Source organism: Paraburkholderia phenoliruptrix (assembly GCF_047325075.1).
Taxonomy (GTDB): Bacteria; Pseudomonadota; Gammaproteobacteria; order Burkholderiales; family Burkholderiaceae; genus Paraburkholderia; species Paraburkholderia phenoliruptrix.
Genome location: NZ_CP168531.1, coordinates 3878381 through 3890767 on the forward strand (window position 1 = coordinate 3878381; position 12387 = coordinate 3890767).

Annotated in this window: 12 protein-coding genes; 10 read left to right on the forward strand and 2 right to left on the reverse strand. The window is 61.3% G+C overall.

Annotated elements, in window-relative coordinates:
- Window positions 1-263: 263 nt before the first annotated feature.
- Window positions 264-983 (forward strand): FadR/GntR family transcriptional regulator, encoded by a 720-nt coding sequence (locus tag ACEN8U_RS29150; protein WP_310106342.1) that lies wholly within the window; start codon window positions 264-266, stop codon window positions 981-983.
- A gap of 120 nt (window positions 984-1103) precedes the next feature.
- On the opposite strand, the gene gcvA is transcribed toward ACEN8U_RS29150, so the two are convergent.
- Window positions 1104-2060 carry a transcriptional regulator GcvA gene (gcvA, locus tag ACEN8U_RS29155; protein ID WP_310105380.1) on the reverse strand — a complete coding sequence of 319 codons (957 nt, stop codon included), beginning with the start codon at window positions 2058-2060 and terminating at the stop codon, window positions 1104-1106.
- Window positions 2061-2197: 137 nt separating this feature from the next.
- Between gcvA and ACEN8U_RS29160 the strand changes: the two genes are divergently transcribed.
- Together ACEN8U_RS29160 and ACEN8U_RS29165 are read left to right on the forward strand one after the other, a co-directional pair.
- Complete coding sequence (locus tag ACEN8U_RS29160; protein WP_310106339.1) at window positions 2198-3421, forward strand: MFS transporter; 1224 nt, start codon at window positions 2198-2200, stop codon at window positions 3419-3421.
- The gene (locus tag ACEN8U_RS29165) at window positions 3408-4304 is read left to right on the forward strand and encodes an oxidoreductase (RefSeq protein WP_310105378.1); all 897 of its coding nucleotides are present in this window, start codon (window positions 3408-3410) and stop codon (window positions 4302-4304) included. Before ACEN8U_RS29160 ends, ACEN8U_RS29165 begins: the two co-directional genes overlap by 14 nt.
- A 65-nt stretch (window positions 4305-4369) precedes the next feature.
- Here the strand turns inward: ACEN8U_RS29165 and ACEN8U_RS29170 are convergent, their stop codons facing one another.
- On the reverse strand, window positions 4370-5299 hold the full coding sequence (locus tag ACEN8U_RS29170; protein ID WP_310105374.1) for a LysR substrate-binding domain-containing protein: 930 nt from the start codon (window positions 5297-5299) through the stop codon (window positions 4370-4372).
- 126 nt (window positions 5300-5425) lie between these two features.
- On the opposite strand from ACEN8U_RS29170, the gene ACEN8U_RS29175 reads away from it, so the two are divergent.
- The 7 genes from ACEN8U_RS29175 to ACEN8U_RS29205 all read left to right on the forward strand — a co-directional run bounded on the left by ACEN8U_RS29175 (window position 5426) and on the right by ACEN8U_RS29205 (window position 12375).
- Window positions 5426-6199 (forward strand): SDR family oxidoreductase, encoded by a 774-nt coding sequence (locus ACEN8U_RS29175; RefSeq protein WP_310105371.1) that lies wholly within the window; start codon window positions 5426-5428, stop codon window positions 6197-6199.
- A gap of 13 nt (window positions 6200-6212) precedes the next feature.
- Complete coding sequence (locus tag ACEN8U_RS29180) at window positions 6213-7196, forward strand: aldo/keto reductase (RefSeq protein WP_310105361.1); 984 nt, start codon at window positions 6213-6215, stop codon at window positions 7194-7196.
- Between the two features lie 331 nt (window positions 7197-7527).
- Window positions 7528-8199 (forward strand): class I SAM-dependent methyltransferase, encoded by a 672-nt coding sequence (locus ACEN8U_RS29185; protein WP_310105359.1) that lies wholly within the window; start codon window positions 7528-7530, stop codon window positions 8197-8199.
- A 496-nt stretch (window positions 8200-8695) separates the two neighbouring features.
- Window positions 8696-9277 carry an RNA polymerase sigma factor gene (locus ACEN8U_RS29190; RefSeq protein WP_310105357.1) on the forward strand — a complete coding sequence of 194 codons (582 nt, stop codon included), beginning with the start codon at window positions 8696-8698 and terminating at the stop codon, window positions 9275-9277.
- A gap of 12 nt (window positions 9278-9289) precedes the next feature.
- On the forward strand, window positions 9290-9598 hold the full coding sequence (locus tag ACEN8U_RS29195) for a hypothetical protein (protein ID WP_310105353.1): 309 nt from the start codon (window positions 9290-9292) through the stop codon (window positions 9596-9598).
- A 191-nt stretch (window positions 9599-9789) separates the two neighbouring features.
- The gene (locus tag ACEN8U_RS29200; protein ID WP_310105350.1) at window positions 9790-10506 is read left to right on the forward strand and encodes an O-methyltransferase; all 717 of its coding nucleotides are present in this window, start codon (window positions 9790-9792) and stop codon (window positions 10504-10506) included.
- Window positions 10507-11172: 666 nt separating this feature from the next.
- Complete coding sequence (locus ACEN8U_RS29205; RefSeq protein ID WP_310106336.1) at window positions 11173-12375, forward strand: glycosyltransferase family 9 protein; 1203 nt, start codon at window positions 11173-11175, stop codon at window positions 12373-12375.
- Window positions 12376-12387: the final 12 nt, after the last annotated feature.

The window sequence follows — 12387 nt, forward strand, 5'->3', positions numbered from 1 at the left end:
TTGGGGCGCGCAGCAGATCGCCGTTGCGCGGTACCCGCGCCGCACTCAAGAACTTGTCTGGCCTTACCAGATCCGACAAATTAAAATGCGGCTGGGCCAGTGGTCAAGCCAATTTTGGGGAAATTCGGGAAATCCCCGGGTTGGACACACCTCTCGCGTTGCGCCGCGTTTGGTCGTTTGCGGGCAGCGCGCTTCGATCTACAATCGGCGCTCGCCTCAACGGCGCGTACCCACGCCAGCGCGCCACCTCCCCAGGACAGCTTGTGACAGACAAACCCGCCGACCCTCGCCGCCTCTATCTGCAGATCGCGGAAAAGCTGCGCGATCTGATTGCGCAGCCGGAGTTCGCCCCGAACGGCCGCTTGCCTTCGGAGCGCGCGCTCGCGGCAACGCTGGCCGTGTCGCGCCCGTCGGTACGCGAGGCGCTGGTTGCGCTGGAACTGGAAGGGCTCGTCGAAATCCGTATGGGCTCGGGCGTCTACGTGTGCCCCACGCCACCGACGCATGGCAAGGAGCCCTTGTCGCGCGCCGAACTCGGCGACAGCCTGCTCGACATCATGGGGGCGCGCTGTGTGATTGAAGGCTCGATCGCGGCGAGCGTCGCCCCGTTTTGCAAAGCGAAGGACCTGAAGCACCTGCGCGGGCTGTACGAAGAAATGCAGCGCGAAGTCTCGGCGGGACGGATTCCGGTCGCCGCCGACCGCGCATTTCATCTCGCGATCGCACAGATGACCGGCAACGAAGTGCTCGTGCGCACCGTCAGTTCACTGTTCGATGCGCGGCATAGTCCGCTGTCCGAAAAGCTGCGCGGCCATTTTGAAAACGAGAGCACTTGGGGCGCGGTTCCTGACGAGCATCGCGTGATCCTCGAAGCGCTCGAAGCGCATGATCCGATCCAGGCTCAGGCGAGCATGCAGCGTCACCTGAAGATGTCGCTGGAACGGGTGATCGCCGGCGGGCGGCCAAATGCGCAGCGGCGCTGAAAGCAACGGCCAATGCATACCCAACGGCAGTTTGTCGTTGACGCATTGCGGAAAGCTTTTTTCGAGCAGGCTTCGCGTGAACCTCGATGCCGGGCTCGCGGCGGTCGGGCCGGGCGCCCATCACTGGGAACTCGCCGATGCGAGCGGCTCGGCCTCGTGCTCGGCCATCCGCGTGAGCCATTGCTCGAATGCGGCCACGGCATTGTCGTCGACGCGTCCCGTACTTCTCACCAGCATGTAGTCGTCGGCGCGCCAGGCCGGTGTGGCGATGGGGCACACAAGACGCCCCTCTGCAAGATCGCGCCTGATTAGCGGCAGTGATGCCAGCGCCACGCCAAGACCTTCCACGGCTGCACCGAGTTGGAGATTCACGTGGTCGAACTCGGCATGACGGGCGGCCCGCAAGTCGGACGCGCCGGCTTCCTTCAACCAGTGAGACCAGGCCGCACGCGTCGTGGCGGAGTGCAGCAAGGTGTGATGGCGCAGATCGGTCACGACCTGAATGGGCCGCTGACGCAGCAGTGCCGGGCTGCAGGCAGGCACGCGCAAGTCGGGCATCAATGGACGGGAGACCACGCCGGCGCCCTCTTCCGGTCCCGAACGCACGCCGATATCAAAGGCGTCACCGACGTAGCGCAACTTTCGCGAGGTAGTCGACACCCTCACGTCCACCTCCGGATAACGCGCCTGGAAATCGGCGAGACGGGGCAGCAGCCAGCAGAGCGCGAAACTCATCGGCACATTCACTCGCACGACGCCCGATATCCGGTGTGTCGCGCGATTGTGGCGCAGACGCACCGCCGCCACGCCGAGGCGCTCGAACGCCTGGCTGACGTCGTTCAGCAGCGCGGCCCCCTCATCCGTCAACACAACGCCCCTCGGGCGGCGCTCGAACAGGGGCACGCCGAACCAGTCCTCGAGCAGTCTGATCTGTTTTCCCACGGCCCAATGAGTGACATGCAAAACCGTGGCGGCCTCCGCGAAGCTGCCATGACGTGCGACCGCCTCGAACACTCGCAATGCATTGAGCGGCGGAAGTTCGTCTCGTTTGTTTGCGACGCGTGGGCCTCTATTCATGACGTGACTTTTTCTCTCTGTTGCCGCGATATTAGCTCAGTTGAATCGCGCAATCGTGCGGCCATAAAATCGTCTGTCCAACTTTTATGCCCTGCACGCGCGCGCACTTGCGATGGGGCGAGGCGAGAACAATCGATATGCGTCCATCCGTTCTGGTCCCTTCAGCAGAAGGACGAAGTCCGCCGTCGCGCTCGCGCGTGCTGTGGCTCTCCTGTGTCGCGCACGCATTGCACGACGGCTATACGGACATGATCTACGCGTTGCTTCCGGTGTGGCAGGCGGACTTCGGTCTTGATTTCGCCGGCCTGGCCATCCTGCGCGGCATTTATGCCGGCACGATGGCGACGCTGCAAATCCCCGCCGGCCACCTGGCAAAGCAGTGGGGCAGCCGCGCTACGCTCGCGCTCGGTACGCTGCTCGCCGCACTGGGCTATGCGTTGGCGGGAATGTCGGGCGGCCTGGCTGGTTTGTGTGTGGCGCTGGCGATTTCGGGCAGCGGATCGAGCACCCAGCACCCCATCGCCTCGGGCGCGGTCGCGCGTGCGTATGACCGCGAGGCGAGAGGCCCTTTAAGCATCTACAACTTTTCCGGCGACCTCGGCAAATCCGCGTTGCCGGCCACCATTTCACTGCTCGTGACCATGATGTCGTGGCGTCATGCGTTGTGGGTTGTCGCCGCAGTGGGCTGCGTGACTGCCGCCGTCATCGCGCTATCTTTTCCCAACCTGGCGCGCCGCGAAACGCCGGACCGGAGCGCGCCTGCTCAGCGAAGCCCCGCTTCGGGGAAAGGGTTTTCGTGGCTATTCGCCATCGGCGTGCTCGATACTGCGGTGCGCATGGGACTTCTCACGTTCCTGCCGTTTCTGCTTAAGGCAAAAGGCGTATCGCCGCAACTGACGGGAACGGCGCTCGCGCTTGTATTCATCGGCGGTGCGGCCGGCAAATTCGTTTGTGGGTGGATCGGCGCGCGAGTGGGCGTCGTTCACACAGTACTCCTCACCGAGGGCGGCACGGCGGCGTGCATCGTCGCTGTGATGTTCCTGCCTCTGGCTTCGACTTTGGTGCTGCTGCCAATTCTCGGCATGATGCTCAATGGCACTTCCTCGGTCCTCTACGGAACCGTGCCGGACATGTGTCCTCCCGAGCGTACCGAGCGAGCGTTCGCCCTGTTCTATACCGGGACCATCGCGTCGGGCGCGTTGTCGCCGGTCCTGTATGGCTATCTCGGCGACAGGGTCGGTGTGCATGGCGCCACGGTCGCCACCGCGTTCACCGCCCTCGCGATTTTTCCGCTCGCGATCGCCCTTCGCTCGTATCTCAGCGACAACCGGAAGGAGGTCGATACCCATGACGATGTCTGATAGACCAACCATCGCCCTTGTGGGCCCCGGCGCAATCGGCACGACTGTCGCCGCGGCGCTGCATGAGGCAGGACGCAGGCCGACCATTTGCGGCCGTTCAGCGCACGAGCGCCTGACGCTCGAGTTCGACGGTGGTCAGATCGTGGTGCCCGGCCCAGTGCTGACCGATCCGCACGGCATCCGCGACAAATTCGATCTGGTGTTCGTTGCCGTGAAGTCGACGCAGACAGCGAGCGCGGCGCCGTGGCTCTCCGCACTGTGCGACGCGAGGACGGTTGTCTGCGTACTGCAAAACGGCGTCGAGCAGATCGACCTGTTCAAACCATTCGCGTCCAGTGGCGTTGTCTTGCCCTCCGTGGTGTGGTTCCCTGCGCAACGCGAATCGGCATCGTCGGTATGGTTGCGCGCGGCGCCGCGCCTCACCTTGCCGGACGTGCCGGCCGCCCGCGTGGTGGCTTCCGCCTTGCGCGGCACGCGGTGTTCCGTCGAGGTGGTGGACGATTTCGTTTCCGTCGCGTGGCGAAAGCTCCTGCAAAATGCAGTTGCCGGACTCATGGTGCTGACAGGACGCCGCGCCGGCATGTTTTCCAGGAGCGATATCACGACGCTGTCGCTCGCCTATTTGCGCGAATGTCTCGACGTCGCGCGTGCGGAAGGTGCGAAGCTCGGCGATGACGTTCCGCAGCAGATCGTCGACGGGTTTCATCGCTCGCCGCCGGATCTGGGCACATCCATTCTTGCGGATAGAGAGGCTAACCGCCCTCTCGAGTGGGACTGCCGGAACGGCGTCGTGCAGCGACGCGGCCGCTCGCACGGTATTGCTACGCCTATCAGCGATCTGCTCGTGCCGCTGCTCGCGGCCGCGAGTGACGGGCCCGGTTAGCCGTGCGCGGCTACGCGCCGTTGCACCCCGTTGCATCCCGTCGCAATGAACACTGCATTCCCGATTCAGCCACGCACCTTTGCAATTTTCGGAAGCGACTGCCGTTCGCGAATGAGGTTGATCAGCCGAAGCAAGGCGGGATGGTTGTAGCGACGACTACTGTAGTAGATATGCAAGGGGTCCTCCGCGCAGGCATGCTCTTCGAGGACCACTTTCAGAGTACGCCGCGCAAGCTCGTCGGCGATCCGCGCCTCAAGAACATACGCTATCCCCATTCCCGCCTTGCATGCACTGATGGTCGTCACCGTATCGTTGATCGTGATGACCCCGGGCACCCGGATAGACTTTTTCCTCCCTGCGACGTCGACTTCCCAGCGGTAGCTGGAATTGTCGCCGAGCAGAAGCTGCAGGCACTCGTGGTTCGCGAGTTCGCCGAGTTGGCGGGGCGTACCGTGCTTCCTCAGATACGCGGGCGACGCAACCATCACCCATCGCTGCGGGCGAGTGAGGGGCACTGCGATCATGTCTTCCGGAACATGATGACCGTAGCGAATTCCCGCGTCGTAACCTTCCGCGACGATATCGATCGGACGATTGTCGACAACCACTGTGAGCTGCACTCCGGGACACACTCGTGCGAATTCCGGCAACGCCGGTGCGATCAGCAGGTGAGCCGCATCTGCGAAAACATTCAGGCGAAGAGAACCTAGTCGCGCCGTTCCAGGCGCTGCGAAGCTTTCAAGTGCGGAGCCGATCTGGTTGAAGCCGTCCTGCAATCGCGAGGCGAGGTCGAGCCCCGCCTCCGTGGGCGACACCGCCCTGCTCGTGCGGTTCAGCAGCTTCGCGCCGAGCCGGTCTTCGAGCCGCCGCATTGCGTGACTGACAGCCGAGGGCGTTTGTCCTGCTTCAATGGCGGCGAGCCTGAAGCTTCCACATCGGACTATGGCGAGAAACAGCTTCAGGTCGGCGAAGTCGATGCGATCGTTCCTTGACATGGTGAATAGAATTCATCGGTTCAGTGAACCTGTTTCATTTTACGCCATGTCATTATTTTCCCGATTTGATACCTGCAGCGTGTGGCAGCCGCCGCGCGTCGACAGATCCGTTCGGAGGACAATGCCATGTCTCAACTTGAGCAGATACAGATAGCCGACCTGAAGGACACGAAAGTTCTCATTACCGGCGGGTCGACCGGAATAGGCGCGGCTGTTGTTCGGGCGTTCGCCGCCCAGGGCGCCCACGTGGTCGCGCATTTCAACGAAAGCGAAGCGGCTGCGCAAGCGCTGCGTGCGGAATCGCCGGACCGTATCCGTCTGGTTCAGGGTGACGTGAGCGAAGCGGGCGAGGCAGCGCGCGTCGTGCAGGAAGCGGCGGACTTGCTAGGCGGGCTCGATGGGCTCATTAATAACGCGGGCGGCATGCTGGGACGGTTGGCCTCCGTCAGCGCATCGGCGAGCCATTTCGAACAGGTCGTCAATCTCAACGCGAGATCGGTTTGGGAAGCAACGTCCGCGGCCTATCCGTTCCTGAAGGCGGCCGGCGGCTACGTCATCAATACGACGTCCATTGCGGCGCGCACAGGCGGCGGGGCGGGCGCGGTGCTCTACGCAGCGTCGAAAAGCTTTGTCAGCAGCTTGACTCGCGGCCACGCAAAGGAATTCGTGAATGACGGCATCCGGGTGAACGCGGTATCGCCGGGACTGATACAAACGCCCTTTCACGACAAATACACGCCGGCGCAAATTCGCGCTTCGCAGACAGCGACGGTGCCGATGGGCAGAGAAGGATTGCCGGAAGAATGCGTGGGCGCATTTCTGTTCCTCGCGTCCCGCGCAATGTCGGGATACGTCACTGGGCAAATTATCGAGGTCAACGGCGGGCAATTGATGCCATGAACGGAGAATCAGCATGAAACAACGGAAGTTCGGCAATACGGGAAGCAGTGTCTCCGAAATCGGATTCGGCGCCTGGGCAATCGGCGGCTCATGGGGCGACGTCGCAGAGAGCGACGCAAAGTCAGCGCTGCACGCGGCGCTCGACAACGGCACGACGTTCATCGATACGGCCGATGTCTATGGCGATGGCCGCTCGGAGCGAATCATCGCCGAGGTGCTCAACGAACGCACCGGTCCGCGCCCCTTTGTGGCGACCAAGGCGGGTCGCAGGCTTGACCCGCATCGGGCGGAAGGCTACACGGCGGCGAATCTGAATGCCTTCGTGGACCGGTCTTTGAAGAACCTGCACGTGGAGTGCCTCGATCTGGTGCAGCTTCACTGCCCGCCGACGGAGGTCTATTACCGGCCTGAAGTTTTCGATGCAATGGACCGCATGGTCGTATCGGGAAAAATTCGCGGCTATGGGGTGTCCGTCGAGAAAGTCGAAGAAGGGCTGAAGGCGATCGAATATCCGGGCGTGAAGTCGGTGCAGATCATCTACAACATCTTTCGACAGAGGCCGGCGCGATTCATTCAGCAAGCGCATGAAGGGGGCGTCGCCGTGATCGTGCGCGTGCCGCTCGCATCGGGGCTGCTCACCGGAAAGATGACGCGTGAGACGACGTTTGCGACCAATGATCATCGCCTTTTCAATCGAAACGGTGAGGCCTTCGACAAGGGCGAGACCTTCGCGGGCGTTCCTTATGAAATTGCGCTCGACGCCGTCGACGAAATTCGCTCGCTCGTTCCGCAGAATGCAACCATGGCGCAGTTTGCGCTGCGCTGGATTCTCATGAACGAGGGCGTGACGACCGTCATTCCCGGGGCGAAGAACGCGGCGCAAGCCAGGGCCAACAGTGAGGCGAGCGAGTTGCCGCCCTTGAGTGATTCGGCCATAGCTGTTCTTCGCGAGCTTTATCTGAAGAAGATTGCGCCTCACGTGCATCATCAGTGGTGAAGCTGCTGTTTGGGCCGCGCCGCGGGTCGGCGCGGTCCGAATTGCGGGGCCGGCTCTGCCGCGACACTCTGCCAGCTCTCTTCCGTGATTTCGAACTGCACCGGCCGTTAAGTCTTCCGCTTCTTCTGTTTCCTCCGATTCGCGTTCCGCGCCGTGATGGCAAGTGGCTTTCCGCCATTTGTCCGCCGCAGCACGCCCTATCAGCGCTCGCGGCTGCTGAATACCATTTCAACCCGCTAGCATGACTTCCGAGACCATTGATTAGCACTTAACCCACACATCAATTCCGATAGTCGGCATCCGCATAGGTAATGTCGGTTTCTGAAGGGAGATGGCCTTGTTTACTGCTAACGAGCTTGTCGGCACTGCACGGTTAGTCAAAAAGATTCTGGAATGGCCTGTTCATAAGTTCATCCCGGTTGCGATCAAGGCCGCGATTCTGCCGCGTCGCAACACCTCAATCTCGGATCAAAGATGGAATCGTGAATACCAATCCGGAGAGTGGGAATTTCTGTCCACTACAAAAGAGGTCGGCCGCTATAGCGTGATTCTCGGATATTGTCTGCACTTCAAACCGACGGCGCGCGTTCTCGACGTGGGGTGCGGTACGGGTATCCTTGCGCATTGGCTTTCAAGTGCCGCCATATCCAGCTACCTTGGTATTGATCTGTCGGCAGCCGCCATCGAGAAGGCTCGACAGTCGACCATCGAGGGAGCGGAGTTTGCTGTGGCCGATGTGACCGCGTTCAAGACCTCACGGCTGTTCGACGTCATCGTCTTTAATGAAATACTTTATTATCTTAGGACCCCTGAAGATGAAATGAGAAGATTGGCGCAGTCTCTTGCGCCTGGCGGGATATTTATTGTCAGCATGTGGCACCACGCCGATGGCGCAAGCACATGGAAACGGTTGCGGGCGGGATTCGAGGAACTTGATTGTGTCCGGATCGCGCACACTCCATCGGGACTCAAATGGAACGTGGCCGTGCTTAGACCACGTTGAATCTATCATCCCTTCAGGACGGCAGCACGTTCACCGTTCCCGATCTCGCGCCTGGCAACACCACCTCGACGATGCCGCGGTGATCGTCGGCCTGGACTCGGCGCAAATTCACACCACACTCTCAACGTCCGTGTATCGGGCGCGATGCTCGTTGGTTAGAACTTAAAGTTCACGCAGAAAGCGCCGTTAAGCAGTTTGCCACTGCTTGAATTGCCGTGAGCGATCACTTCGCCCCCCCATACCCCGGTGAAGCGGACGCAAAATATCGCTCTGTCGCCGGTCTCAAGGACGGCGAGCACGCCGTTGTCGTTGCCATTGGGCAGAATCTGACGAAGCACCAGCAACGAACCGGGCTCACCGGCGCTTGCTACGCTTCATCCGGGTCCATAACGGCTCCTACCCGTTTTACCTACTGCCTCAAGCCATCCCGCAGTCGCCGGGGCAAAAAATTTTACGCCCGCCACAATATTTGCGCGTCTGAAACGTCTTCAGACGCATGGAACCGCCCGCCACCTCGCACACGATGACCGAACGAGACAACGACATCACCGCGACCGTGGTCCGTGAGCGCAAGAGGCTCGTCAATTTCATCCGGCGACGAATACGCGATCCGGAAGATGCGGAAGACATCCTGCAGGATGTCTTCCAGGAATTTGTGCAGGCTTACCGGCTACCCGCTCCGATCGAGCAGGCAAGCGCGTGGCTTTTCCGTGCTGCGCGCAACCGCATTGTCGATCGTTTTCGCAAGAAGAGAGAGGAGCCTTTGGCAGATCTGCCAGCGGGCGAGGAAGAATCGAGCGGCGAGTATCGCCTCGACCTCGCCCTGCCGGCGCACGATGCAGGCCCTGAAGCGCTCTACGCTCGCGCTGTCTTGCTCAAGGCATTGCAGGGCGCACTCGATGAGTTGCCGGCCAATCAGCGTGAGGTATTCATCGCGCACGAGCTGGAGGGGCGGTCCTTTAAAGACATGGTGGCGGAGAGCGGCGTTGCGCTGAATACACTGCTTGCACGCAAACGCTATGCAGTGCTGCATCTGCGCGCCCGATTGCAGTCCATTTATGACGAACTGGGTATCTAGAGGAGTCGACGGATGAATTTTCGAATCAGATGTGCGGGGAAAGTGCTGCTCGTCGTGGTCGGCCTCGCCGTGCTTGGCTGGGTGGTCATGACGCTATGGAATTGGGTGATTCCGGCGTTATTCGTCGGCGCCCGTACGATCGACTTCGCGCATGCGTTGGGCTTGCTGGTTTTGAGCCGCATCCTGTTTGGCGGATTCCGCGGACACAGCGGCTGGCGCGATCGACGTCATTGGCGCAAATGGGAAGCCATGACGCCTGAGGAACGCGAGCACTTTCAGACCGCATGGCGATCGGCGCGCGCCCGTCGTACGGGCGACTGAACATGGCCGTGAAAGCAGGTCATGCCGTGTTTGCGTCACGGCGTGCGCTGAATGTGCAATCAAGCTCGCCGGAACAGCATAGCGTCGTACGTCCCCGCTGACGGTGGTAGGACATTGCCTGGCGCCTGAAACAACCATGAGCCGCCTCGCCCGAGGCTTCACCGACCCAACGATCCCGTCAAGGAGCGCACATGTCGCCGTCAAGCACAACCCTTCTGCGGCACCTTCACGAACAGAGCCAGACCGAAGTGATAGCTCGCGCGCAGGCGCAGTTTTGCGGTTCCACCGAGGAGTTCCTGACTCTCGCGGACGAATACGACACGCTCGCCCCTCGACTGCGTGGACGGTTCCTCGAAACGCTCGGGCTATCCAGCCACGATTTTGAATCGTCGCAAGGCGCTCCCCTCTCGTTAGCCGTGTCGGCGAAAACGGGCAAGTTTTTGCACAACATGGTGCTTTCGCACAGACCGGCTCGAATCCTGGAACTCGGCAGTTCCTGCGGCGTGTCCACGCTCTATCTTGCCGAGGCACTTCGCACGTTAGGCAGCGGAATGATTGTCGCGACTGAATGTGACGCAGCGAAGTGCGCTCTTCTTCAGGCCAACCTCAAGGCGGCGGGCCTGAGTGCCTATGTTGATCTTTGGGAAGGCGATGCGTTTCAGACCGTTGCGCGACTGGAAGGCGCCTTCGACATGGTGTTTATCGACGTATGGACCGACACCTATCTGGACCTATTCAAGCACACAGAGCGCCTGCTGCGCGCCGGATCCATCGTTCTCGCCAACAACATGTACACCGCCGAGGACGCCGTTCGGCCATACAAGCGCTACCTTGACGACAATCCGCGTTTTTCGACGACGACGCTGGACTCTGAATCCGGACTCGAGTTTACCGTTGCCGTTTCTTAAGCTAGCAGCGAAAGAGAAACCGCACCTTGCCGCAGTTCGCTGCAATGGTGACTCGATCCGACAAAACGCGCACGCTTATTTGATCACCTTGCGCCAGAATACGAGGTACGCGGCCGTGCCGGATGCGATAAGAAGGATTCCCCACATGGGGGCCATGCTGATGAGAACGGACGTGGCGGACATTTCATACTCCTGAGTAGTGCGATTGGCTTTCACAACACCGCTGATTCATTCGTGCGTACACGGCGCGACCGGCAAGTGCTGTGTTTTGGCGACGTATTCATGGTATCGCTCCGCCCGGCCGCATCCCTGTGGTCCCGTGTCGCACCGGCTTGCGCCAGATCAACTTTCGTCCCGTCGACATTCCGCTTCGCAATGCGCGATTCGCGGTTCCGAGGTCGAGGGCTTGGTTTTGCACCGTTCCCTTTCGGACTTGGTCAAGCTCAAATTGCAACAATGACCACCGAGGGCTGCCTCTCGCTATTCACGAGCCCATGGCATGGTGCCCGCATGCAGACACCCTACCCTCAGCGTCTCGCACCATTGCGCCGATACGGATACGTTCGACGAAATGCGTATGGCGGCCCACAGATCGAGCGCCTGCTTCCATGCAGAATCAGTGCGTCGCTCCGCGGCCTCGCACTGATCTCGTCTCCTGGGTACGCAATGAATTGGAAAAGCTTGCTGACTGAACTGCCGGTTTGGGCGATGGGCCGCCTGTCCCCGGCGCGATACGATCCGCGTCGCACCGAACCGCGCGAGATTCTCGTGCTCAGGCCGAACGATTTCGGTGAACTGCTCACCGCGACGCCGATCTTCGAGGCGCTCAAGAAACGCTTCCCCGCCACGCGTATCGTTGCCGGCATTGGCAGTTGGGGGCGGCCGGTTCTCGAGAACAATCCGTTCGTCGATGAGATCGTCGAACTGAATGCACCTTGGAACAACAAGATCGTCGAGAATCGCTCGCCGGGTGCTGTGATGCGCTTCCTGTTGCGATCGCCGCAAGTCGTCGCACTGCGCAAGCGCGGCGGATTCGACGTCGGAATCGATGTCCTCGGCAGTTACATGGGCGCACTATTGATGATGCGGCTCGGCGCTCGGTACCGCATCGGCGTGCGCGGCTATCGCGGCGGCCACAGCGGCTGTCATGCCTACATTGATTTCGCGCGCCGTCAATCCGGTCGCGCCGCACTGGCGCAAGCCGCGTTGCTGGGCGCAACCGAACTTCCCGACGCGCGCCCCCAGCTTTTCCTCACGGCAGCCGAACGAGCGAGCGCCGCAAGGATCTGGTCCGCCAGTTATCCTAACGATGGTACACGTTGGCGACTGCTCGTCGGCGTGGGTGCAGGTGTGTCCAGCAAAGCCTGGTCTCCCCGTCAGTTCGGCGCTGCGCTTTTACAGATCGCGTCTGCGCTCGAACAGGGCGGCGACCGGTGCGACATCGTCATAGTCGGCAGCGAGGCCGACAAACCACGCGCTGCAGAAGCCATCGCGGCTGCAGGCCCTCACGCGCGCGTGCGTTCGGTAGCGGGAGACGTGTCGATGCGAACTGTCTTCGCGCTCGCCGAGACAGCGAACGTCGTCCTGACCAATTCTTCAATGCTGATGCACGTGGCTGCCGCGTTCAATCGGCCGACCGTCGCCGTGCTGGGAGGCAGCATCACGAGGCCGATGGTTCACGATGCGATCTGGGGATACTCCGAACATTATCGGAGCGTCGCGCCCGACGTCTATGTGGAGGGCCAGCAGGAAACAAACTGGCCGGACGTCGAACGGGTCGTGAACGCGGTGCTGGACTCGTTGCAAACGCAACGGACACTCGCCGCTGTCGGTCAAGCCCAGCACGCCGTGCCGGGACGCGTGATATAGATACCGCCGCCG